The sequence below is a fragment of the Pseudomonas sp. Os17 genome, assembly GCF_001547895.1.
In the GTDB taxonomy this organism is placed as follows: domain Bacteria; phylum Pseudomonadota; class Gammaproteobacteria; order Pseudomonadales; family Pseudomonadaceae; genus Aquipseudomonas.
Map to the genome: position 1 here is coordinate 1,630,868 of NZ_AP014627.1, position 24,960 is coordinate 1,655,827.

General features: G+C 63.8%; 16 protein-coding genes and 1 tRNA gene. All 17 read left to right on the forward strand.

Annotated features, from left to right (window positions below; translation table 11 throughout):
• Nucleotides 1-13 precede the first annotated feature (13 nt).
• The 17 genes from bamC to POS17_RS07450 all read left to right on the forward strand — a co-directional run bounded on the left by bamC (nucleotide 14) and on the right by POS17_RS07450 (nucleotide 24,925).
• A complete protein-coding gene (bamC, locus tag POS17_RS07370; protein ID WP_047302471.1) occupies nucleotides 14-1,129 on the forward strand; it encodes an outer membrane protein assembly factor BamC in 1,116 nt (371 codons plus the stop codon).
• Nucleotides 1,130-1,133: 4 nt separating this feature from the next.
• On the forward strand, nucleotides 1,134-1,892 hold the full coding sequence (locus POS17_RS07375; RefSeq protein ID WP_060838000.1) for an MBL fold metallo-hydrolase: 759 nt from the start codon (nucleotides 1,134-1,136) through the stop codon (nucleotides 1,890-1,892).
• Between the two features lie 28 nt (nucleotides 1,893-1,920).
• Nucleotides 1,921-2,634: a phosphoribosylaminoimidazolesuccinocarboxamide synthase gene (gene purC, locus POS17_RS07380; protein WP_060838001.1), complete on the forward strand. Its 714-nt coding sequence runs from the start codon at nucleotides 1,921-1,923 to the stop codon at nucleotides 2,632-2,634.
• 84 nt (nucleotides 2,635-2,718) lie between these two features.
• A tRNA-Ser gene (locus tag POS17_RS07385) sits at nucleotides 2,719-2,808 on the forward strand.
• Nucleotides 2,809-3,412: 604 nt separating this feature from the next.
• Nucleotides 3,413-3,976, forward strand: coding sequence for a fimbrial protein (locus tag POS17_RS07390; RefSeq protein WP_060838002.1), 564 nt, complete (start codon nucleotides 3,413-3,415; stop codon nucleotides 3,974-3,976).
• 27 nt (nucleotides 3,977-4,003) lie between these two features.
• Complete coding sequence (locus POS17_RS07395; RefSeq protein WP_060838003.1) at nucleotides 4,004-4,768, forward strand: fimbrial biogenesis chaperone; 765 nt, start codon at nucleotides 4,004-4,006, stop codon at nucleotides 4,766-4,768.
• Nucleotides 4,769-5,024: 256 nt separating this feature from the next.
• The gene (locus tag POS17_RS07400) at nucleotides 5,025-7,523 is read left to right on the forward strand and encodes a fimbria/pilus outer membrane usher protein (RefSeq protein ID WP_231979046.1); all 2,499 of its coding nucleotides are present in this window, start codon (nucleotides 5,025-5,027) and stop codon (nucleotides 7,521-7,523) included.
• Entirely contained in the window at nucleotides 7,516-8,274 is a 759-nt protein-coding gene (locus POS17_RS07405; RefSeq protein ID WP_060838004.1) for a fimbrial biogenesis chaperone, read from the forward strand. Before POS17_RS07400 ends, POS17_RS07405 begins: the two co-directional genes overlap by 8 nt.
• A gap of 94 nt (nucleotides 8,275-8,368) precedes the next feature.
• Nucleotides 8,369-10,003: a ShlB/FhaC/HecB family hemolysin secretion/activation protein gene (locus POS17_RS07410; RefSeq protein WP_173655931.1), complete on the forward strand. Its 1,635-nt coding sequence runs from the start codon at nucleotides 8,369-8,371 to the stop codon at nucleotides 10,001-10,003.
• Nucleotides 10,004-10,078: 75 nt separating this feature from the next.
• The gene (locus tag POS17_RS07415) at nucleotides 10,079-13,114 is read left to right on the forward strand and encodes a two-partner secretion domain-containing protein (protein ID WP_060838006.1); all 3,036 of its coding nucleotides are present in this window, start codon (nucleotides 10,079-10,081) and stop codon (nucleotides 13,112-13,114) included.
• A gap of 209 nt (nucleotides 13,115-13,323) precedes the next feature.
• Nucleotides 13,324-14,487 (forward strand): fimbrial protein, encoded by a 1,164-nt coding sequence (locus POS17_RS07420; RefSeq protein WP_082729830.1) that lies wholly within the window; start codon nucleotides 13,324-13,326, stop codon nucleotides 14,485-14,487.
• 168 nt (nucleotides 14,488-14,655) lie between these two features.
• Nucleotides 14,656-17,589 carry a two-partner secretion domain-containing protein gene (locus tag POS17_RS07425; protein ID WP_060838007.1) on the forward strand — a complete coding sequence of 978 codons (2,934 nt, stop codon included), beginning with the start codon at nucleotides 14,656-14,658 and terminating at the stop codon, nucleotides 17,587-17,589.
• A gap of 711 nt (nucleotides 17,590-18,300) precedes the next feature.
• A complete protein-coding gene (locus POS17_RS07430) occupies nucleotides 18,301-18,882 on the forward strand; it encodes a fimbrial protein (RefSeq protein WP_082729189.1) in 582 nt (193 codons plus the stop codon).
• Nucleotides 18,883-18,910: 28 nt separating this feature from the next.
• Complete coding sequence (locus POS17_RS07435; RefSeq protein ID WP_060838009.1) at nucleotides 18,911-19,666, forward strand: fimbrial biogenesis chaperone; 756 nt, start codon at nucleotides 18,911-18,913, stop codon at nucleotides 19,664-19,666.
• Nucleotides 19,667-19,771: 105 nt separating this feature from the next.
• Nucleotides 19,772-22,438, forward strand: a complete 2,667-nt coding sequence (locus tag POS17_RS07440; protein ID WP_331711836.1) for a fimbria/pilus outer membrane usher protein — start codon at nucleotides 19,772-19,774, stop codon at nucleotides 22,436-22,438.
• Nucleotides 22,435-23,187 (forward strand): fimbrial biogenesis chaperone, encoded by a 753-nt coding sequence (locus POS17_RS07445; RefSeq protein ID WP_231979014.1) that lies wholly within the window; start codon nucleotides 22,435-22,437, stop codon nucleotides 23,185-23,187. Before POS17_RS07440 ends, POS17_RS07445 begins: the two co-directional genes overlap by 4 nt.
• An 85-nt stretch (nucleotides 23,188-23,272) precedes the next feature.
• The gene (locus tag POS17_RS07450; RefSeq protein ID WP_060838010.1) at nucleotides 23,273-24,925 is read left to right on the forward strand and encodes a ShlB/FhaC/HecB family hemolysin secretion/activation protein; all 1,653 of its coding nucleotides are present in this window, start codon (nucleotides 23,273-23,275) and stop codon (nucleotides 24,923-24,925) included.
• Nucleotides 24,926-24,960: the final 35 nt, after the last annotated feature.

The window sequence follows — 24,960 nt, forward strand, 5'->3', positions numbered from 1 at the left end:
GGAAGTACAACGCATGAAGCGAATGGCCGGACTTTCCGCACTTGCCTTGATTATCTCCAGCACCAGTGGCTGCGGTTGGATCTGGGGCCCGGAAGGCTACTTCCGTGACCGGGGTAGCGATTACCTGCAAGCGCAACAAACCGCACCGATGCAATTGCCGCCGGATGTCCAGACCTCCAAGCGTCTTGACCCATTGCTGCCGATCCCGCGCAACGTCGCGGACGACAACGTCAAGGGCGAGTACCAGGTGCCTCGTCCGCAGCCGCTGTCGGCGATTGCCGACGCCAGCGACTACACCCTGCAGAAGAGCGGTGATTCCCGTTGGGTCATGGCCCAGCATCCACCGGCCGAAGTCTGGCCAGTGGCGGTGCAGTTCTTCCAGGACAACGGCTTCCGCCTGGATCAGCAGCGCCCGCAAACCGGCGAATTCACCACCAGCTGGCAGCGTTCCGACGAGCTTTCCGCGGCTGTGGCCAAGCGCCTGAGCAGCGCCGGCGTTGCCGCCGACAGCGAAACCCGCGTGCGGGTGCGCATCGAGCCGGGCGTGCAGCGCAATACCAGTGAAGTCTACGTGGTCAGCGCCGAGCGTCCTGCCGGCAGCACGGCCGACGTGGAGTTCACCAACCGTTCACTCAACACCGGCCTGGACGCGGCGCTGGTGGACGACATGCTGGCCAGCATGAGCCGTACCGCCGAGAAAGGCGGTTCGGTGTCCCTGTTGGCGGCTCGTGATTTCGATACCCCAAGCCGGGTCAGCCTCAGCGAAGACGGCAGCGGCAACCCGGTGCTGAACCTGGGCGCCGACCTCGATCGCGCCTGGTCCAGCGTAGGCCGTGCCCTGGAGCAGGGCGAATGGCGGGTTGAGGACATCAACCGCAGCCTGGGCCTGTACTACATCAACCTGGCGGAAAAAGCCGAGAAGAAAAACGACGAGCCGGGCTTCTTCGGCAAGTTGTTCGGCAGCAAACCGGCCAAGGAAGAGATCGAAGCCCGCGCCGAGCGTTATCAGGTTCGCCTGAGCAAGGTCGGCGACAACGTCCAGGTCACCGTCGAGAAGAACATCAATACCGTGGCGCCGGCTGATGTGGCGCGCAAAGTGTTGGGCGTGATTCAGGACAACCTGGGCTGATCAGATGCGTTTTGCCGTTCTCGGCAGTGGTAGCCAAGGGAATGGCACGCTGATCGCCAGTGCTGACACTTACATTCTGGTGGATTGTGGTTTCTCCCTGCGGGAAACCGAGCGGCGCCTGCTGCGCCTGGGAGTCCATCCCTCGCAGTTGAGCGCCATCCTGGTGACCCACGAACATGCCGACCACGTGCATGGCGTGGGTTTGCTGTCTCGGCGCTACAATCTACCGGTCTACCTCAGTCAGGGAACCCTGCGCGGGATGCGCAAGCCGGTCGAGGCTGCGGGTTTTGTCCGTGGTGGCGAGCCACTGCAGATCGGCACCTTGCGCATTGACGTGATTGCCGTCGCCCACGACGCCCTGGAGCCTACCCAGTTTGTCTTCAGTGACGGCCAGCGGCGTTTCGGTCTGCTGACCGACCTGGGTTCCTACTGCGCCGGCGTACTGGAAGGCTACCGTGGCCTGGATGCCTTGATGATCGAGGCCAATCACTGCCGTGACCTGCTGGCGCGCGGTTATTACCCGTACTTTCTCAAGCAGCGGGTGGGTGGCGACCAGGGACATTTGAACAACCATCAGGCCGCAAGCCTGGTGGCCGAATTGGGATGGCAGGACCTGCAGCATCTGGTCCTCGCTCATCTGAGCAGCAAGAACAACCTGCCGCAGCTGGCCCGGCAATGTTTTGTCGACACCCTCGGGTGCGACCCGGACTGGCTGCAACTGGCCGATCAAGATTCAGGGCTCGACTGGCGTCACATCGCCTAGCCCACCTACGTAGCAAGCGGAGCCCATCATGGAAAAACGTGAAGAACTCTACCGCGGCAAAGCCAAGTCGGTTTACAAGACCGATGACGCCGACCGCTTGATCCTGCTGTTTCGCAACGACACCTCGGCGTTCGACGGCAAGCGCATCGAGCAGCTGGACCGCAAGGGGATGGTGAACAACAAGTTCAACGCCTTCATCATGCAAAAACTCGAAGCCGCCGGCATTCCGACCCAGTTCGACAAGCTGCTGGGCGACAACGAGTGCCTGGTGAAGAAGCTCGACATGATTCCGGTGGAGTGCGTGGTGCGCAACTACGCGGCCGGCAGTCTGGTCAAGCGCCTGGGTGTGGAAGAGGGCATGAAACTCAACCCCTACACCTTCGAACTGTTTCTCAAGGACGACGCCAAGGGCGATCCGTTCATCAACGAATCCCACGTGGTGGCCTTCGGCTGGGGCACCGCCGAGCAACTGGCGCGGATGAAAGAGCTGTCGCTCAAGGTCAACGAAGTGCTGAGCAAGCTGTTCGATGACGCCGGCCTGCTGCTGGTGGACTTCAAGCTGGAGTTCGGCGTGTTCAGCGACGGTTCCATCGTCCTGGGCGACGAGTTCAGCCCGGACGGTTGCCGTCTGTGGGACAAGGACACCAAGAAGAAAATGGACAAGGATCGCTTCCGCCAGGGCCTCGGTGATGTCATCGAAGCCTACGAAGAAGTGGCCCAGCGCCTCGGCGTACCGCTGTAATCGACGCAAGCATCTGATAGCACGGAAAAAATTCGCTCAAGGGGCTTCGCTTCGAGCAAATGTGCTGTTATGATGCGCGCCGTTGGAGAGATGCCAGAGTGGCCGAATGGGACGGATTCGAAATCCGTTGTACCTTCACCGGTACCTAGGGTTCGAATCCCTATCTCTCCGCCATACAAATGAAAGCCCCGGAAATCATCGATTTCCGGGGCTTTTTTGTTGCCTGCGTTTTTTGCCAACGCGTCGGACACGTCCTGTTCCAGGGCGCCACCGGTGCTCGGCGCCGGTGGCCATGACCCCTGCCTTTAGCCGTGTTGTTCATCCGTTGCCTGTCCCCACAACCTGACGTGGCCGCTGCACATTCAAGTGCCGAGGTTCATCGGTACTTGGCCAACTGTTTTCAAGTGGCGGTCGATGAATAACGCCGGCAGTTCCTATGCATTAACAGCTATTGATTGACTTGATAACGGTCTAACTCGTGGCCGATGTTCTTGTTGTGGGAAATTTCCCTGTGTTGTCTGGGAGTATTCCGGTAATTCGAATCGGTGTGGTCTTGATCTAAAAAAATCAGTGCTTGGTTATTGTAGTCGCTGCTGACATGCCTGGTCCGCCTTTCGAACTAAAGGGGGATTTTAAAACTGGAAGTCAGCAGCGCTCATACACTTTAAATAGGGTAGGGCGAGTGTTCTTTCTACTGTGGTGACAAGCACTTTGTCGACTTTCAGATAAGGAAGGTTCTTGCCCGTCATCCTTTGAGTTAATTGGAAAAGGAAATCAGATGAAACGCAAGTCCCTCGTCTCAATGGCAACTTCCGGGTTGATGTTGGCCGCATTGATCCCGACGTTCGCCCAGGCAACCGATGGTATTGTGAACTTCAGCGGCAGCATCACAGACGTGACCTGCGAGATCAACGGCAAGGCCCCGGGTGAAAACAACGTAACTAACGTTGAACTGGGTACTTTTCTGCCTACGCACTTTGCAACTATCGGCACCACTTCCGACCTGAAACCTTTTGAACTGAAACTCTCGGGCACCAACTGCAAGAATGACTCCAAGGTGTCCATCGAGTTCGACCAGGTCAATAACATCGATCCTGCAACAGGCAACCTCAAGCTGATCGGCAGCGCTCCGGCCACCGGCGTGCAGATCCAGATCTATAACGACAACGCCGCCCAGCCGCAGAAAATCGTCCTTGGCCAGGCCGAAACCTCGCCACAGGTGGCAAAGGTTTCCGGTAATACCGCCACCCTCAAGTACAAGGCCGCTTATGTGTCCACGGCTGCTTCGGTCGGAGCCGGTTCGGGTATCTCCTTTATCCGCTACACCCTGGCTTACCAGTAACAGCCTTTAGTCTTTAAGGGGCAGGTCATGGCGCCGACAGCGCGTTTTGTTCATTCTCTCGTTCTCGGTGTCATGTTCCTGGGGCTGTTCTCGGTAACTGCACAGGCCGGGATAGTTCTTCAAGGCACCCGCTTGGTTTATCCATCCGATGCCAGGGAAGTTACCTTGAAAATAACTAATACCGGACCTGTCCCTCTTTTGGCGCAAAGCTGGATTGATAAAGGCGAGGCCGATAAGTCTCCCGAAGAAATAAAAGTGCCTTTCCTCTTGGCACCGGCGGTCAGTCGCCTGGAGTCGGGCGGGGCTGCCGTACTGCGTCTTTCTTATTCGAAGGAACCCTTGGCAACCGATCGCGAGACATTGTTCTGGTTGAATGTACTGGAAACTCCACCGCGTAAGGAAAACGAAGAAAACGTACTGCAGTTTGCCTTTAGGACACGGATCAAGATCTTCTTTCGTCCTCGCGATCTGGCAGGAAATGTCGATACGGCTGGAGAAAAACTCAAGTGGGAGTTCAACCCTGCGGCTCGCTTGAATAGCACTGCCCAAAGTGCGCCGGTAGCTGTGGTGAAAGTCTCCAATCCAACGCCTTACTACGTGTCTTTCGGACGTCTGGAAGTTGTACAGGGCGGGCGACAGTTCCCGCTCAAGCCCGGCATGGTCGCGCCGTTCGCCGATGAGTCGTTTGCCTGGCCGGCAGCGGCTGCGCAGGAGCCGGGCAAGGCCTCCATTCACTATGAAGTGATCAACGATTTCGGCGGCCGCCGGCTGCTTGAGCGCCCGCTGCTCTAGTCGGTTTCTTGATTCAACTTCGCTGGTTTATCAGGTCGCCCATGCTTGGGCGCGTTGGGATGTCGTTATGTTCAGTGTTCAGTGCCAAGGGCGCGGTGTATCCGCGCGCCCCGGGGTTGTGTGCGGCCGGGGCTCTGTTCCGTTTGTATGGGCTCTGTGTCTGGGCGCGACCTTGCTGGGCAATTCCACAGGCCTGACGGCGAACGAGGAGAACCACGACCCTGAACAGGGCCAGCGGGTGCTGTTCGACAGCCAGATGCTGTTTCAAGGAACCCAGACCCCCATCGACACCTCACGCTTTGAACATCCGGGCTACATCGCGCCGGGCAAGTACCTGCTCGACCTGTGGGTGAGCGGCCAGTGGCGGGCGCTGCAGGAAATCGAGTTCCGGGCCAGTGACGAGCCCCAGGGCAGCCAGCCGTGTTTCGACCGGAGCCTGTTGCAGACGCTGGGCATCGACCTGAAAAAAGCCGACACCGCCCTGGGAACCGCAGCCACCCACCCGCTCCAGGGCGCGGCAGCGTTCTGCGGCGAGCTGGACAGTTACATCCCCGGGGCCAGCAGCCGGATCAATATCGCCGAGCAGAAGATCGAGCTTTCGGTGCCGCAGTACTTCCTGCAGGCGAACCTGTCGAAGACCTATGTCGACCCCGCCAGTTGGGATCCCGGGATCAGCGCCGCGGTACTCAACTACAACAGCAACCTGTTCAGCTCCCAGAGTCGCGGGCAGAGCCAGACCCACGGTTACGCCGGACTCAACCTGGGGCTCAATGTCGGGGCGCTGCGCTTGCGTCACAGCGGCACCGCGACCTGGTCACCTGAGCTGGGCGGCCGCTATCAGCGAGGCTACATCTACGCCCAGACCGAGCTGCCGGACTGGCACTCGCAGTTGCTGGTGGGGGAAAGCGTCACGGATGCCGATCTGTTCGATTCGGTGTCGTTTCGCGGCGTTCAGCTGGCCAGCGATTCGCGCATGCTGCCCGATACCCAGCGTTACTACGCGCCGCAAGTCCGGGGCACGGCCAACAGCAACGCCAAGGTTTCGGTGTACCAGCGTGGTTACCTGATCTACGAAACCTCGGTCGCGCCGGGGCCTTTCGAAATCTCCGACCTGCAGGCCGCGAGCTTCGGTGGCGATCTGGAGGTGACGGTGACCGAGGCCAATGGCCAGGTCAGCCGCTTCACCGTGCCCTTTGCCACCACCGTGCAACTGCTGCGCCCGGGCACTTCCCGCTACAGCCTGACCCTCGGCCAGGTGACGGACCCGGGGCTGGGAGGCTCCGAGCAGTACGTGGCCCAGGGCACCTTGCACCGCGGTCTGGACAACCAGTTGACCGGCTATGTCGGCACCGCGCTGACGGGCAGTTACATGTCGGCCCTGATCGGCAGCGCGCTGAACACCTCCGTGGGCGCCTTTGCCCTGGACCTGACCCAGGCCCGCACCGAACTGCCCGGCAACGGCAGCCTGCAGGGCTCGAGCCTGCGCCTTTCCTACAGCAAGAACCTGCCGGTCAGCGGCACCCAGTTTTCCTTGTTGGCGTATCGCTATTCCACCAGCGGTTTTCTGGGCCTGCACGACGCCATTGCCGTGCAGGACTATGTCGAGCGTGGCGCGCAGGTCGAATCGTTTTCCCGGGTGCGGGACCGTCTGGACGTGAACATCAACCAGCAACTGGGCAAGGGCGGCGGCCAGCTCTATGTCACCGGCTCCAGCCTCAAGTACTGGAACCGCCAGGGCCAGGCCCTGAACTTCTCCCTGGGCTACGGCAATCAGTGGCGAGGCAACAGTTACTCGTTCATGGCCCAGCGCATGCGCGCCACCAGCAATGGTCCTGGGCGCGGTGCCGGCGCGGACAACACCTATTTCAGCTTCAGCCTGTCGATTCCCCTGGGGCGCGCGGGACGTCGGGGAACGACGGTCAACGCCTATGCCAGTCACGACCGGAACTCCGGCGCGCATTACACCAGCGGGATTTCCGGGGCGCTGGACCAGGACGGTAATGCCACCTATGCGGTGTCCGCCTCCCATGATCAACGCCAGCGCGAAACCTCGACCAACGCCAGCTTCAACTACTTCCTGCCCGAGGTTTCCCTGAGTTCGAGCTTTTCCCAGGGCAGCGATTACCGCCAGCAATCCCTCGGGGCTTCCGGGGGCATGGTCCTGCACCAGGGCGGCCTGACGTTCTCCCAGACCCTGAGTGAAACCTCGGGCCTGGTGTACGCCCCCCACGCCAAGGGGGCCCGGGTCGGCTACGCCGGGACGCGGGTGGATGAGCGCGGCTATGCCGTGGTGCCGAGCCTGAGCCCCTATCAACTGAACACCGTGGACATCGACCCCAACGGTATCGCCGACGATGTCGAACTGCAGGTCAGTTCGCGCAATGTTGCGCCGCTGGCGGGCGCCGTGGTGCGGCTCAACTACCCGACCCGCAGAGCCCGGGCTTTTCTGATCGACAGCCGTCAGCCCAATGGCCAGCAACTGCCGTTCGCTGCCCTGGCGGTCGAGGTGTCCAGCGGCGTCGAGCTGGGGGCGGTGGGGCAGGGCAGCCGACTGGTGCTGCGCTCCGAGCAGGACCAGGGGACCTTGCGGGTGGAGTGGGGCCACGAGCCCGGCCAGCAATGCCTGATCGACTATCGATTGCCCCCCCGCGATCCGGCGTCCGCCAGCAGCTACGAATTGCTGCAGCTGCCCTGCCGCGCGGTGCCGCCTGGTGATGCCGATTCCGTGCTGTCGGGGAGCGCTGCCGATGCGTAACCCATGCCAATGCAGCCTTGCCTGCCGGGGACTCAGGCGACTGGCGGGGCTGCTGCTTGCTTTCAGTGCCGGGGCCCAGGCGGATCTGTCGATTGTCGGTTCGCGATTCATCTATCCCGCCGGGCAGTCGGCGCTGACCATCCGAGTCGGCAACGTCGGTCAGGCGCCGATCCTGTTGCAGGCCTGGTTGGACAAGGGCGATGCCCAGGCCAACCCCAGCGAACTGGCGGTGCCGTTCGTACTGTCGCCGCCGATTTCCCGGCTTGAGCCCATGCAGCGGGCGGCCCTGGTGCTGCGCTACAGCGGTGAGCCGCTGCCCGGCGACCGCGAGTCGGTGTTCTGGGTCAACTTTCTCGAAGTGCCGTCCCGGCTGCCGACGAGCGAGAACGTCCTGCGCCTGGCCTACCGCATGCGCATGAAGCTGCTGTATCGCCCCGAGGGCCTGGCGGGCACGGCGGACCAGGCCGTAGCACAACTGCGCTGGCGCTTCAGCGCCGCGGCCAAGGCCAGGAACCAGGCCGCGCTGCTGGTCAGCAACCCGACACCCTATTACGTGTCGTTGGCCCAATTGACCCTGGGCAGCGGCGCTCCAGCCATCACCCGGCAGGGGATCACCGTGGCGCCCTTGGGCACCACGCGGATCGACCTGCCCGACGTACAGGCGATCACCCCGGATCGGGCGGTGATTCATTATCAAGTGGCAACAGACAGCGGGGAGACGCTGAGTGGAAGTGCGCGGATACAAGACTGAAGTGGCCTCGAACAAGGGGGCGCGCGGGCCGATTTGCGGTCGCTACGTGGGGACCCGGCCAGGCGTATCCAGAGGCAGTTTGAGTCTGCTGCTGATGCTGCCATGCCTGGCGACTGCTGCCGTCTACGTACCCAATGCGGGACAGGCGATGCGTGACATCCAGGCCACGCAGCCGGCCTTGCCGGAGTCGTCGGAGCCTGAGTTGGACCTGCCCGCGGTCAAGCCGCCGAGCGCCCCGGCCCAGGCGCCGGACAGCTCCGGTCTCCGTTTGCTGGTCAAGCGGTTCGAAATCGTCGGCAACCGGGCGATCAACAGCCAGACGCTGCTGCCACTGCTGGCGGATCTGCAAGGCCAGGAGCTGGACCTGAACCAGTTGCGGGCCGCGGCCGAGCGCCTGACCGGCTACTACCAGAGCCAGGGCTACATGCTGGCCCGGGCGTTCCTGCCGGCTCAGGACATCGAAGACGCCGTGGTGCGCATCGAAGTGCTGGAGGGGCGCTACGGGCGTATCGAGCTGCACAACAGCTCCCGGGCCCGGGACGCGGTGATCGCAGGCCCCTTGTCGGCCCTCAAGAGCGATGCCCCGGTGCACAGCGATGACCTGGAACGCAGCCTGCTGCTGTTAAGCGACCTTCCCGGGGTGCGGGTCAAGGGCACCCTGCGTGCCGGCGAGCAGCGCGGCACCACCGACCTGCTGGTCGATGCCGGGCCCGGGTCCTGGGCCAGCGGCAGCCTGGAAGCCGACAACTACGGCGGCTACTACACCGGCGAATATCGCCTGGGGGGCAGCCTCAACCTCAACAACCCGCTACGCCTGGGCGACCAGCTCAACCTGCGCGTGCTGGGCAGCGACGAGGATCAGCGTTACTACCGCGCCGCCTACAAACTGCCGCTGGGGCCCCGGTCCACCAGCCTGGGCGTGGCCTATTCGCACATGAGCTACGAGCTGGGCCGGATCTTCGAGCCCCTGCAAGCCCATGGCCAGGCCAGCATCGGCAGCGTGTTTGTCACCCAGCCGCTGATCCGCAGCCGCAGCTTCGATCTCAGTGCCCAGTTGCAGTACGAGGACAAACGGCTGCGGGACGACATCGACCTGTTCGAAACCAGCAGCCGCAAGCATGTGGAACTCTGGACCCTGGGCCTGAACGGCAACTCCCAGGACGAGGGGTTCGGCGGCGGGCAGAACTTCTTCTACCTCACTTATGGCAGCGGTCGCCTGAGCCTCGACGGTGCCGAGGCGCAATGGCTCGATCGCTTCACCGCCGCAGCGGCCGGCGGTTTCCAGAAGCTCACGTTCAACGGCGCGCGCCTGCAGTACCTGAGCCCGCGCTTTCAGCTCTATGCCCAGCTCAACGCGCAGTGGGCCGGCTCCAACCTGGACAGTTCGGAGAAGTTCGGCATTGGCGGCCCCTTCGACGTGCGTGCCTATCCCCAGGGCGCCGGCAGCGGCGACCAGGGATGGCAGGCCAGCCTGGAGTTGCGTTACGCCCTGGCCCCGCGCTGGCAGCTCAAGGCCTTTGTCGACCACGGCGCGGTGCAGCTCAACAAGCTGCCCTGGACTCGCGAAGACAACCGTCGCCAGCTCTCCGGCGCCGGTGTCGGCGCCACGTGGAGCGGTCCTTCGCAGCAGATCAGCCTGACCAGCGCCTGGGCGCTGGACAACAACCAGGAAGGCAATGGCCCCGAGCGCACCCCGCGCATCTGGGCCAGCGCCACCCAGTATTTCTGAAGGCTTGCGTGTGCTTCGGATGCTGTCCCGTCCTGCAAGGGTTGCAGGGCGTTTATCAATAGATGAGGAGTCAACGTGAACAAGGTTTATGCATTGGTATGGAATCAGGCCCAGGGTTGCTGGAGTGTGACCGACGAGGGGGCGCGTCGTCGGCGTCGCTCCGGGACCCGCAAAGGCCTGGTGCTGATGGTGGCCGGGCTGTTGAGCCTGGGCGGGCTGCCCGCGGCTTTCGCGTTGCCGACTGGGGGCACCGTGGTTGCCGGCGCGGCGGACATTTTGCCGTTCGACAACGGCAAGCAGATGTCGATCAACCAGAGCACCGACAAGGTGATCATCAACTGGAACGACTTCAGCGTGAACAAGGGCCAGGCGGTGACCTTCAACCAGCCGAAAACCACCTCCATCGCCCTGAATCGGGTGATTGGCGTCAACGGCAGTAACATCCAGGGCCAGATCAAGGCCAACGGCCAGGTGTTCCTGATCAACCCCAACGGCGTGGTATTCGGCAACAACGCCCAGGTCAACGTCGGTGGCCTGGTGGCCTCGACCCAGAACATCAGCGATGACAATTTCAACGCCGGCAACTACAAGTTCGCCGGCACCTCATCGGCCGAGGTCATCAACAACGGCTCCATCACCGCAGCAGACGGCGGCAACGTGGCGCTGCTCGGCAGGAGCGTGCGCAACGAAGGCACCATCAAGGCGCAGAAGGGCCGCGTGGCCCTGGGCGGCGGCAGTGCCTTCACCGTCAGTTTCGATGGCAACAACCTGCTGGACCTGCAAGTGGATGCCGCCGCGATCAATGCGCTGGTGAGCAACGGCGGCCTGCTCAAGGCCGACGGCGGGCAGGTGCTGATGACCGCCAAGAGCGCAGGCTCCATGCTGCAGACCGTGGTCAACAACCAGGGCGCCATTGAGGCCAACACTCTGTCGCGCAAGGCCGGCAAGATCACCCTGGACGGTGGCGACGTGGGCGTGGTCAACGTCGGCGGCTCGATGAGCGCCAATGCCCTGACCGCCATCGGTGATGGTGGCGTGATCGAGACCAAGGGCGCCAACACCAAGGTGCAACTGGCCGCACGGGTCAACACCCAGGCCGGCAACGGCAAGGTCGGCACCTGGAAGATCAGCTCCAGCGAGGTCAATGTCAGCCCCACGGCCACCGCCGGCAGCCACACCGTGTACGCCGATACCCTGTCGCACAACCTGGCCACCACCAACGTCGAGCTGAGCAGCAAGACCGGCGATGTGTCGGTGGACGGCGCCATAGACTGGACCAGCGGCAATCAGCTGAGCGTCAACTCGGCCCGGGACATTCAGCTCAACAGCAGCCTCAAGGGCAGCGGCGGTGGAACCCGCGTCGAGCTCAATGCCGCCCAGGACCTCAAGCTCAACGCCGCGGTGGAGCTCACCGGCATCAACAGCAGCCTGGGCCTGGATTACGGCAACACCTATGCCCTGGGCCCGAATGGCCGGGTCACCCTCTCCGGCAGCGGCGCCTGGTTCGACGCCAATGGCGACCTGTACAAGGTGATCCAGAACGCCGCGCAGTTGCAGGCGATCGGCGCCAACCTCGACGGTCTCTACGTACTGGGCAACAACATCGCCGGCAGTGGCGTCATCAAGTCCATCGGTGGCAGCAATACGTTCACCGGAACCTTCGATGGCCTGGGCAACACCGTCAGCGGCTTCACCGTCAACACCGACGGCCCTTACGGTGGCCTGTTCGGCAAGTCCTCGGGCGCCATCAGCAACCTCAAGCTGGCCTCGATGACCATCAACGGCACCACCTCCAACGCCGGCTTCGGCTACATCGGCGGCCTGGTGGGGCTCAACGGCGGCAGTATCAACAACGTCAGCGCCAGTAATCTGCGCGTGGTCGCCAACAGCAATCAGAACAACACCCTGGGCGGCCTGGTGGGCGTCAACTCCGGCGGCAGCATCGATCGCGCAACCCTGGCCGGCACCGTGACCGGTAACGCCAATACCCTGGCCGTGGGTGGACTGGTAGGGGAAAACCGCAACAGCATCGATGGCGTTGGCTCCATCACCAACAGCAGCACCAACGTCCAGGTCCTGGGCACCATGCAGATCAGTTCCTTTGGCGGCATGGGGGGGCTGGTGGGCGTCAACAAGAACGGCACCATCGCCGACTCTTCGAGCGCCGGCTCCGTGGGCACCGGTTTCAGCCGCTACGTCCAGGACCCGAACCTTGGCGGTCTGGTGGGCTACAACCAGGACGGCAGCATCGAGCGCGCCAGCTCCTCGGTCAGCGTGGTGGGGTTTGCCGCCAGCAATATCGGCGGCCTGGTGGGCCTCAACAACAACGGCACCGTCACTGACTCCAGCGCCAGTGGTGCGGTCACCGGCACCGGATCGGCGGCCGCTGGCGGCCTGGTGGGCCTGAACAAGAACAGCGTGCTGAACAACGTCAAGGCGACCGGCCGGGTGGCCGACTCCACCGGTGGCAACGTCGGCGGTCTGGTGGGCAAGAACGTCCAGAGCGACATCCACACCGCTGAAGCCACCGGCGAGGTGCTGGGCGGCGGCAGCGGCAACATTGGCGGGCTGATCGGGCACAACTTTGCCGGCACCACCGAGTACGCCGTGGCGCGCGGCAAGGTCACCGGCGGCGCCCTGAGTTACATCGGCGGGCTGGTGGGCTACAACGACGGCGACCTGAGTTCGGTGGAAGCCAGCGGCAACGTCACCGGTGGCAACAACAGCTTTGTCGGCGGCCTGGCAGGGACCAATGGCGACTATGTGGACCACCGCATCGATACCGCCTCGGCCAAGGGCAACGTGGTGGGTGGCAGCCAGAGCAGCGTGGGCGGCCTGGTCGGGCAGAACGACTCGCGGATCACCAACTCCCTGGCCAATGGTCAGGTCAGTGGCGGCACCTATGCCCGCCTGGGCGGCCTGGTTGGGCTGAACATGGGCGACGTACGCCAGTCCGTGGCCTACGGCAACATCAGCGTCCTTCCCCGTGGCTATCAGACCTACGGCGGCCTGGCCGGCGTCAACTACGGAACCCTGGCCTACAACACCGCCCTGGGCCTGGCGACCCAAGTGCCACAGGTCGGTCTGAACCAGGGCGTCATCCGTGATTGATGAGTAACACCGGCTGATCCAGGGACGGGCCGCTGCCCGGCGCGCTGAATGACTGTACGGCGTGCCGGGCTGGCGGTTTGCTCCCGGGTCCTGGCCTCTTTCCGGACGGTCGGCAGCAGCCGGCCGGTGCAGGCAATCCCTCGCGTTTGTGCGCGACACCGCCCGTTGCGTGGGCGCTGGCACACAGGCGCAGGCTTGGAGAATGACAAATGATGCGCCAATGGCTGCGGCTGATCGCCACTCGAAAGCGGCTTTCCCTGTGGATCTTCAGCGGGATGTTTTCAGGGTTGCTTGGCGTTGACGCTCAGGCCGCCCAGGTCAATGCCTTTGCGGTGAACTGCGAATTCAGCAACGGTAACGGCACGCCCTGGGTGGCGGTCACACCGCTGGACGCCAGGGCCAAGGAGGGCGACGTGCTCTGGCAGCGGGCGGTGAGCCTCTACACCAACTACCGCTACGTACCCTCCGGAAGCCGGGCGCGCGAGCTGGTCACGGTGGGCAACTGGAGTGGCGGCACGCCCCAGCGTTTTCAATCCGCGCCGACCAACGTCGACGGCATCGGCTTCCGGGTGGCCGTGCGGCCCGATTCCGGCCAGCCCATCACCCTGACGCAAACCCCCGGGCTGATCGCCCTGGAGAAAAGCGAGCTGACCTACGACACCGGCAACCGCCCCCAGGGCACTATGCTCACCCACTTCACCCAGTCGCTGATCCTGACCGTGCCGCCGGACCAGTTGCCCAGCGGCAAGCTCACCGTCGACCGTGTGGTCGGCAGTTCCAACCTGATGCTGTATGCATTCGACTTGCCCGCCAACCAGGCGAGTCTGGGCTCCGAGGTGACATGGCCCACGGACACCAGCCCACCCGGCATCTGCCAGCACAACTATCCCTTGATGGGGCCCGAGCTGATCAGCATGGGCGGTGGCGGCCCGATCGAGATTCCCAACACCTGCGTGGTGGAAGGCTACAAGACCATCCCCGTTCCCCTGGGGCGCTTTGCCCTGACGGATTTTCCCAAGGTCAACGACACTTCCGCCGCCGTTCCTTTCAGCATCGAACTGAGCCGCTGTGCCGCCAATGCCAAGCCGCACATCAGCTTCACCGACAAATCCGCAGGCTCCTCGATCCCCGGCGTGCTCGGCCTCAGCGGCTCGGGACCTTCCGGACGGCCGGCCAAGGGCTTTGGCATCGTCGTGATCAATGACCTGACCCGCCTGCCCATCGAATACAACGGCACGCGCTACGAAATGCAGCGTGTCGGCGATGGCGCCAGGATCCCCCTGCGGGCCGGCTACATCCGCACCGGCAACGACGGCGAAATCGAAGCCGGCCAGGCCAATGGCGCTGCGGAGTTCACCTTCACCTTTCCCTGACCCCGACCAGGCATCGAGCCTCTCGGCGCGTGCCACGGCGAGTCCGGGCGTGCTGACAGGCCCGTGCCTCGTCCCCCCAACACAGCTATGCCGCCGTCCACGGGGATGCGGCTGTTGTGCCGCCCTGCAAAGGTTTGCAGGGCGTAGATCAATCGATAAGGAGTGTGCATGAACAAGATTTACGCGTTGGTCTGGAACCAGGCCCAGGGTTGTTGGAACGTGGTGCATGAGGGGGCGCGTCGCCGGCGCCGTTCGGGTGCTGGCAAGGGGCTGGTGGTGGCCGTTGCCGGTCTGCTGGCGCTGGCCGCCTTGCCCGCGGCACAGGCCTTGCCCAGCGGCGGGCAAGTGGTGTCCGGGAGTGCCGATATGCAGACCCAGGGCAAGCACCTGTCCATCAATCAACACAGCGACAAGCTGATCACCAACTGGAAGGACTTCAATGTCGCGGCCGATCAGTCGGTGACCTTCAATCAGCCCACCCGTGCCTCCATTGCCCTGAACCGGGTCATCGGCGTCAACGGCAGTCAGATCCACGGCCGGATCAATGCCAATGGCCAGGTCTTCTTGATCAACCCCAATGGCGTGGTGTTCGGCAGCCGGGCGCAGGTGAATGTCGGCGGCCTGGTGGCCTCGACCCAGAACCTCAGCGATGCCGATTTCAGCGCCGGCAGTTACCGGTTCGCCGGCACCTCCGGTGCCGAGATCGTCAACCACGGCAGCATCAGCGCCGCTGACGGTGGCAGTGTCGCGCTGTTGGCGGCCAAGGTACGCAACGAGGGCACGGTCAAGGCCCGCGGCGGGCGTATCGCCCTGGCGGCGGGCAACGCCTTCACCGTCAGCTTCGACAATGACCCACTGCTGGATCTGCAGATCGACAGCGCCGCGCTCAAGGCCCTGGTGCAAAACGGCGGCCTGCTCAAGGCCGATGGCGGGCAGGTGTTGATGACTGCCAGGAGCGCCGGTTCCATGCTGCAGACCGTGGTCAACAACCAGGGCGCAATCGAGGCCAATACCCTGTCGCAGAAAGCCGGCCGGATCACCCTGGACGGTGGCGAGGTGGGCGTGGTCAGCGTCGGTGGGGCCCTGGTGGCCAACGCCCTGGATAGCCAGGGCGATGGCGGGGTGATCGAGACGCGCGGCGCGACCACCCGGGTGTCGCTGTCGACCCGGGTCAATACCCAGGCTCGCGAGGGCCAGAGCGGAACCTGGAAGATCGGCAGCGACACGCTGAAGGTCGGTTCGGCCATGACCTCCAGCAGCAACACCGTCCACTCCGACACCTTGTCGCGCAACCTGGGCACCACTGACATCGAGCTGGCCAGTGGCAAGGGCGATATCAGCCTGGAGGGCGCGGTTGCCTGGCACAGCGGTCACCAGTTGCGCCTGTCGTCGGCCCAGGACATCCACCTCAATGACAGCCTCAAGGCCACCGGGGACCAGGCCCGTATCGAACTCGACGCCAAGCGGAGCATCAAGCTCGACAGCCAGATCGAGCTCAGCGGCCGCGACACCCGCCTCGGGCTGAATCAGGCCGGCGACTTGGCCCTGGGCCAGACCGGGCAGGTCAGCCTGTCCGGCAGCGGCGCCCGCTTCATGGCCAACGGGCACGAGTATCAAGTCATTCAGAACGCCGACCAGTTGCAGCTGATCGATCACGAGCTCGATGGTCGCTATGTCCTGGGCAACTCGATTGAGGGCAGCGAGCATCTTCAGTCCATTGGCGGGCAACAGTCGTTCAGCGGGATCTTCGACGGCCTGGGCAATACCCTCAGCGGTTTCACCCTCGACAGCGACGGAGCCCATGGCGGGCTCTTCGCACGTTCGTCCGGCAGCATCAGCAACCTCAAGCTCGCCTCGATGAACATCAACGGCAGCGCCACCGCTCCCGGTTTCAGTGCCGTCGGTGGGCTGGTCGGGGAGAACAGCGGGCGCATTGTCAACGTCAGCGCCAGCGACCTGACGGTGAGCGCCGCGAGCGAGCACAACAACGTCATTGGCGGGTTGGTCGGAGTCAACCTCGGCGGCTCCATCGATCAGTCGTCAATGAGCGGCACGGTGCTTGGCACCACCTCGACCTCGGCTGCAGGGGGCCTGGTGGGGCTGAACGCCAAGGGACAAGCCGGAGGAGCAGGGTCGGTGACCGCCAGCAGCGCCAGCGCCAAGGTCAACGGCAGCATGGCCGGCAATGCCCTGGGAGGCGTGGGGGGGCTGGTGGGCATCAACCGCGAAGGGCTGATTGCCGGTTCGTCCAGCGCAGGCGTGGTCGGCAAGGGCGACGACCGTTACTACGTGGGCCTGAACCAGGGGGGACTGGTGGGCTACAACCAGGGCGGGAGCATCGAGGGTTCCCACTCCTCGGCCGTGGTGGTCGGCTATGGCGGCAACAATGCCGGGGGACTGGTTGGCCGCAATGACGCCGGTCGGATCACAGATTCGAGCGCCAGCGGTGCCGTGCTGGGGTTCGGTCTTGCCAACGCCGGTGGTCTGGTGGGCCTGAACCAGGACAGCGTGCTGCGCAACGTCAAGGCCAGCGCCACGGTCATCGCTCAGGACGGCACCCATGTCGGCGGCCTGATCGGGAAAAACCAGGACAGCGAGGTCAGCCTGGCCCAGGCCTCGGGACTGGTCTTTGGCGGCAGCTCCGCGAGCGTGGGCGGACTCATCGGTCATAACACCGGCGGCCTTGCCCAGTTCGCGGTGGCGCAGGGCAACGTCATCGCCGGTGACGAGAGCTTTGCCGGCGGGCTCGTCGGTTTCAACAGCGGCGATCTGCGCTCCGTGGAAGCGCTGGGTGATGTCAGCGCAGGTTCCAAGAGCTTCGTCGGCGGCCTGGTGGGCGCCCATGGCGGCGACAGGGACAGGCTGATCGACGGCGCGTCGGCCAAGGGCAGCGTCTCTGGCGGCAGCTACAGTGTGGTCGGTGGTCTGGTGGGCCTGAACGGCGCGCGGATCGTCAACTCGCTTTCCAGCAGCCACGTCAGTGGGGTCGATGCCGCCTACCTGGGTGGGCTGGCCGGGTTGAACCTGGGGGACATTGCTCAATCCGTCGCCTACGGCAACCTGCCGGTGGTGGCTGGCAACGATAGGGGCGTCGACCGCTGACCGCGGGGAGTTCGCTGCCGATAGCGGGGGCGCTGGCCGCAACGTCAGGGGCCTCCATGGCGTAGCGGCTGTACCCCGGTGCATGGCGGGCGCGGCCCCGGATCCCAGGTGCTTGCCGGCCACTTCCGGCGCGTGGCGGCTATCCAGGTGAAGCATCGACAGACGATCAAGCGGGTTGCGCGCTGGCAGCACTGGCTGCGGTGGCGCAAGGTCTGACCAAACGCCCGGTGCATTGCACCGGGCGTTTCATTGTGCGAGCACTGCTGCGGCCCGGACCCGGCCGACCGTCATTCGATCCGCGCGCTACAGGGCGCAATTCCTGCGGATTATCGCGACTTTACACTGTACGAGACCATATATAAGAAGTGTCTTATTTATGAGTTGTTGTTCGTCTGCTTAGTGGTGTTTTTTATAAGTAGTACAAGTTCTCAAGAAAAATCTTGTTCATTTAGGGAGAACTCCTCGGTATATGAAGATTGGTCGTTATTCTAAAAAAAGAGTGCGATCGGTATCGTAATCGTCGCTCTGGATGGAACGCAGATGCCTGTTGGCGAGATGTATTTCATTGTGGGTGATTGCAGTTGATCGAGGTTGTTGTGGTGTTCAACTCATGTTTCGTTGGCTCGAAGTTCAGCAAGGCTGTACGTCTCGGGAGGGCGATGTTGTTTTGAATGCTGTGCTCTTAGACGGTTTTTAATAATAGGGAATCAGATGAAACTTAAATCTTTTGCATCCAAGGCGGCCTCCGGGTTGCTGCTTGCGGCATTGACTCCGGCATTGAGTTACGCAGAGACCGGTATCAACTCCGGCAATGTGAAGTTCGAAGGCCTGATCTCCAGCGTCAGTTGCAAGGTTCAGGTCGATGCCAACGAGTCCGGAGCGAACACTGGCACGGTCAAGTTCGGCAACGTCCTGCCGTCGGTCTTCGCCGGCGGCATCGGCACCGCCTCCGAATTCAAGGAATTCAACATCAACCTCAGTGGCGGCGGTTGCACCGACGGCTCCAAGGCCTCGGTCAGCTTCCACAAGGACGGTTTCATCGACAACGCCACCGGCAACTTGCGTCTGATCGACAGCGGTTCCGGTTCGGCGTCGGGCGTGCAGATCCAGATTCACAACAACGGCGCCACGCCGGGGAAAATCGACCTCTCGGAAAACAACAATCAGCAGGTGGCCGATGTGGTGGGCAACAAGGCCGTGCTGAAGTTCAAGGCCTCCTATGTGGCGGTCAGCGACACGATCGTCGAAGGTCGTGCCGACTCCAATATCAACTTCGATGTGACGTACAACTGACGTCCGTCAGTTATATAAGGAGTTGCTCATGGCGCCGAAAGCGCATGTGTTTAAAACTTTCGTTATCGGCGCCATCTTTCTGGCTTTGTTTTCCTCGGCAGTCAATGCGGAAATAGTTATTCAGGGTACTCGTGTGGTTTATCCGGCGAATGCCCGTGATGTAACACTGAGAATGAATAATCCGGGCAGCATGCCCATATTGGTACAGGCCTGGATCGACGATGGCGATGCCAGTAAGGCGCCTGAAGAGATGAAAGTGCCTTTTCAACTGACTCCGGCACTCAGTCGCCTGGAACCCAATGCCGCGGCGGTACTGCGTATTGGTTATTCGAAAGAACCATTGCCTGCTGATCGTGAATCGCTGTACTGGCTGAATATCCTGGAAGTTCCGCCACAACAGAAACAGGATGAAAACCGATTGGCCTTTACCTTCCGCCACCGGATCAAGTTGTTCTTTCGTCCTACGGACTTGCAGGTCAATGTCAACTCGGCGGTGGACAAGCTCAGTTGGAAGTTCGAGCCCGCAGGAGTGGCCAGGGACATGAGCTCAGGTCCGGTCATCCAGGTGTCCAATCCGACGCCTTATTACCTGTCCTTCAGCAAGGTCGAGGTGCAAGCGCAGGGGCGGAGCGTCGACCTGGGGGCCGGGATGGTCGCGCCCTTTGCCCGGGAGTCCTTCGCCTGGCCGGCAAACGCCGAAAGAGCGCCTCGCAATGCGGCGGTGCGCTTTGAAGTGGTCAATGACTTCGGCGGCCGAGTGCCGCTTGAAAAGAACCTTCTCTAGTTGCCCTGTTAATTCAATTTCGCTCTTGGCCCAGGTTGTTTTTGGACGCTGAGTGCATTGGTGTCGATTATGTTCGGTGTGCAGCCCTGCTGGCTGGGTTTTCCTGTGCGTGCTCGAGTCTGTCCTGGCGAGGGTGCGGCCCTGCTCTTGCGAGTACTGTCGGTGCTGGCCGGGCTGCTGGGGCTGGCGGCTCCTGTGGCGGCCCAGCCGACGAGCGCTGATCAGGCCACGCCGTCGGAGGTGGCCGGCGACGCGTCTCAGAACAGCCCGGTGTTCTTCGATACCCAGATGCTGTTCAAGGGGCCGGGAACCCTCATCGACACCCAGCGCTTCGAGCGCCCGGGTTACGTGGCGCCGGGCAAGTACCTGCTGGATGTGCGGGTCAGCGGTGCCTGGCGCGGGCTGATCGAGATCGAACTGCGCGAAAGCGATGATCCCCAGGGCAGCCAGCCCTGCTACGACCGCGCTTTGCTCAAGCAACTGGGCATCGACCTGAACAAAGTCGACGCCGCGCTGGCGCCTGCCCGTCATCCGTTGCAGGGCGACGGGGTGTTCTGCGGCGACCTGGCCAGTTACATCCCCCACGTGACGACGAAGGTCAACATGGCCGAGCAGCAGCTGGAGCTCTCGGTGCCCCAGCTGTTCGTGCTGCCTGAACTCGCTTCCAGCTACGTCGATCCGGCCAGTTGGGACGGGGGCATCAACGCGGCCCGGCTCAACTACAGCACCAACCTGTTCAGCTCCCAGAGCCGTGGTCGGCGCAGTACCAACGGCTATGCTGGATTGAACATGGGCCTGAACCTGGGAAACCTGCGCCTGCGTCACAGCGGCACCTTGTCCTGGTCGCCCGACAGCGGCAGCGATTATCAACGGGGCTATATCTACGGCCAGACCGACCTGACCGACTGGCGTTCGCAATTGCTGGTGGGGGAGAGTGTGACCGACGCCGAACTGTTCGATTCGGTGTCGTTTCGCGGCATCAAGCTGTTCAGCGATGAACGCATGCTGCCCACCACCCAGCGCTATTTCGCCCCGGTGGTGCGCGGCACGGCCAATACCAACGCCAAGGTCACGGTGTATCAGCGCGGTTACCTGGTGTATGAAACCACCGTCGCCCCGGGCCCCTTCGAGATTGCCGACCTGCAGGCCGCCAGCTTTGGCGGCGACCTGGAGGTGACCCTTACCGAGGCCGACGGTCGCACCCAGCGTTTTACCGTGCCCTTTGCCACCATGGCCCGCCACCTGCGTCCGGGGAATACCCGCTACAGCCTGAGCGGCGGCCAGGTGATCAGGGCCGGGGGGCGTGGCCAGCATCAGTACGTGGCCCAGGGCACCCTGCAACGGGGGCTGGACAACCAGGTCACCGGTTATGCCGGCGCCTCGCTCACCGGCAGCTACATGGCCGGCCTGATCGGCGCGGCGCTGAACACCGAGTTCGGCGGTTTCGGCCTCGACCTGACCCAGTCCCGCACCCAGGTGCCGCGCAACGGCAGCCTGCAGGGCTCCAGCCTGCGTCTTTCCTACAGCAAGAACCTGCATGACAGCGGCACCCAGTTCTCGTTGCTGGCTTATCGCTATTCCACCCGGGGCTATCTGAGCCTGAGGGACGCCATCGACCTGGAGGACTTCGTCAACCGAGGGGCGCGGTTCGACGACTTCGCCCGGGTCCGCGATCGGCTGGATGTGACGATCAACCAGCGGGTGGACGGCATCGGCGGTGACTTCTACCTCAACGGCTCCTCCCTCAACTACTGGAACAGCCGCGGTCGGGCGCGCAACTACTCCATGGGCTACAACCACCAATGGCGCGGCCTCAGCTATGCCTTCAGCGTCCAGCGGACCCAGGGTTCGAGCCAGTTTTCGGGGCGGCGCACCAGCAGCGAGAACACCCTGTGGAGCCTGAGCCTGTCGCTGCCCCTGGGGGGCGTCGCCGGGCGTTCCACCCTGGCCAACGCCTTCATCAGTCACGACCGGAATTCCGGTGCCCACTATTCCAGCGGCATTTCCGGCTCGCTGGGCGAGCGTGAAACCGCCTCCTATGGCGTGTCGGTGTCCCATGATGCCCAGCCGCGGGAAACCTCGACCAACGCCAATCTGAGCTACTACCTGCCGCAGGTGGCCTTAAGTTCGAGCCTGTCCCAGGGCCGTGACTACCGGGCCCAGTCGCTGGGCGCCTCCGGCGGCATGCTCCTGCATTCCGGGGGCCTGACCCTGTCCCAGACCCTGAGTGAAACCGCGGCCCTGGTGCATGCCCCCCATGCCAGTGGCGCCAGTGTCGGCTATGCCGGTGCGCAGGTGGACGGGCAGGGGTATGCGGTGTTGCCGAGTCTTGCGCCCTATCAGCTCAATACCGTGGACCTGGACCCCAGCGGCATGGCCGAGGATGTCGAGCTGCAGGTCAGTTCGCGCAACGTCGCGCCCAGGGCGGGGGCGGTGGTCAGGCTGTCCTACCCGACCCGCAAGGCCCGGGCGTTTCTGGTCGACAGCCGGCAGGCCGATGGTGCACCGCTGCCCTTTGCCGCCAGTGCCCTGGACGCCGACAGCGGCGAGGAGCTGGGGGCGGTGGGGCAGGGCAGTCGCCTGGTGCTGCGCAGCGAGAAGGACCGCGGCCGCATCCGTGTGCAGTGGGGCGAAGGCCCCGCCGAGCAGTGCCTGATCGACTACGTATTGCCGGCGCCTGCGACCCGGTCGGGCAACGATTCGCTTTTGCTCGACCTGCCGTGCCGCGGCCTGTCGCAGTCGGGCGCCAGCGCCATGGAGCCTGCATCTTGAGGGGCTGGCTTGTTCGTGTGGGGCGTGACCTGTGCCTGCTGGGGACGGCGCTGCTGCTGTGCAGTCAGGGCGCCCGGGCCGACCTGTCGATTGTCGGCACGCGTTTCATCTACCCCCAGGGGCTGGCGGCCTTGAGCATCCGGGCCGGCAATCTCGGCTCGGCGCCGTTGCTGCTGCAGACCTGGCTGGACCAGGGGGATCCCTCGGTGGATCCGAGCCGGCTGGCAGTGCCGTTCGTGCTTTCGCCCCCGTTGTCGCGGCTTGATCCGCAGCAGAGTGTCGTCCTGTCGCTGCGTCACAGCGGCGAGCCGCTGCCCGCTGATCGCGAGTCGCTGTTCTGGCTCAACTTTCTGGAAGTGCCGTCCCTGCAACCCCTGAGCGGCAACCAGCTGCGCGTCAGCTATCGCTTGCGCATGAAGCTGCTGTATCGCCCCAAGGGCCTGTCTGGGCGCGCCGACCAAGCGGTACGCCAACTGCGCTGGAACCTGCAGACGGCGGCGCAGGCGGCAGGAGCTGCGGCGCTCAACGTGAGCAATCCGACGCCGTACTACGTGTCCCTGGCGCAGCTGGCCGTGGGCGACCTGCAGCCACCCATCACCTGGCAGGGCATCACCGTCGAGCCGTTCGGCTCGGTGCGCCTGCCTTTACCCGTGGCGCCGGCGTTGCGCGACGCCATGACAGACGTTCGATACCAAGTGGTTTTAGACAGCGGGGAGACGCTGAGTGGAAGTGTGCAAATACACCCCTAGTGGTACGGCGGCCGGGCGGCCGGCCGGTGGAGGCAAGGGACGAGGTGCGGGGCCGGCGCGAGTGCCGTCGGCGCTGCTTCCGGGGATGTTGCTGGCGCTGCTGTTGCCCACGCTGGCGCAGGCGCAGATGCGGGTCCAGGTGCCCAGCGCCGGACAGGCCATACGAGACATCGAAGCCACCCAGCCGGCGCTGCCACCGCCCACCGATGAGGTGCGGCTGGAGGTGCCCCAGGCCGAGCGTTCGACCCCAGCCCCGGACACTTCGGGGGTGCGCTTGCGGGTCAAGGCCTTCGTCATCGAGGGCAATCAGGTGTTCAGCGATCAGGACCTGCAGCCGCTGCTGGACGATCTGCGCGGACAGGAACTGGACCTGGGCGGTTTGCGTGACGCAGCGCAGCGCATCACCGCCCATTACCAGCAACAGGGCTATCTGCTGGCCCGGGCCTTCTTGCCGGCCCAGGAAGTCGATGCCGGAGTGGTGCGCATCGAGGTCATGGAAGGCCGCTACGGACGTGTCGAACTGAGCAACCAGTCCCGTGCCCGGGACGTCGTACTGCGTGGGCCGCTGGCCGCACTGGACGCTGGTGCGGCGGTCAACAGCGCGGACCTCGAGCGCAGCCTGCTGCTGCTCAACGACCTGCCCGGGGTCCGGGTCAACGGCACCTTGCGGGCGGGGCAGGTCCCCGGTACCAGTGACCTGCTGGTGCAGGCGCAGCCTGGTCCCTGGGCCAGCGGCAGCCTGGAGGCCGACAACTTCGGTGGCTACCACACTGGCGAGTTTCGCCTGGGGGGCAGCTTCAACCTGAACAATCCCCTGGGCCTGGGGGACCAGATCAACCTGCGCCTGCTGGGCAGCGATCGGGACCAGCGCTACTGGCGCGGCGCTTATCAACTGCCGGTGGGGCCCTGGTCGACCCGTGTCGGCGCGGCCTATTCGCACATGAGCTACGAGCTCAACAGAAAACGCGTGAAGAAGCTGCAGATGAACGGCCAGGCCCGTGTCCACAGTGTCTTCCTCGCCCAGCCGATCCTGCGAGGCCGGACCTTCGACCTGAGCGCGCAGCTGCAATACGAGAACAAGCAGCTGCGCGACGACATCGACCTGTTCGAGCTGAGCAAGCGCAAGCACATCGAGTTGTGGACCCTGAGCCTGGGCGGCAACCGCCAGGACCACTTCTTCGGCGGTGGCTACAACCAGTTCAGCCTGTCCTACGGCTCGGGTCGCCTGACCTTCGATGACGCTCTTGAGCAGCGCCTGGATCGCTATACCGCCGCCACCGGCGGCGGCTTCGCCAAGACCAACCTGCAGCTCGCGCGCCTGCAGCGCCTGGGCGACCGCTTCCAGCTCCAAGCCCAGGTCAATGCCCAGTGGACCTCGGCCAACCTCGACAGCTCGGAAAAGATGGGACTGGGCGGCCCCTATGGAGTGCGCGCCTATCCCCTGAGCGCCGGCATTGGCGACCAGGGCTGGCAGGCCGGCCTGGAGCTGGGCTACGCCCTGGCACCCAGCTGGCAACTGAGCCTGTTTGCCGACAAGGGCTACGTGCAGGTCAACCGCCTGCCCTGGACGAACGAGATCAACACCCAGCGCCTGCAATCGGCGGGCCTGGGGGCGCGCTGGAGCGGCGAGCGGCGGCAACTCAACCTGAGCAGTGCCTGGCCCCTGGATAACCGGAAGGCCGGGGACGGTCCCGAGCGCACCCCACGGATCTGGGTGAACGCGACACAGTTTTTCTGAAGGCCTGCGTGTGCTTTGGAAGTGGTGCCGCCCTG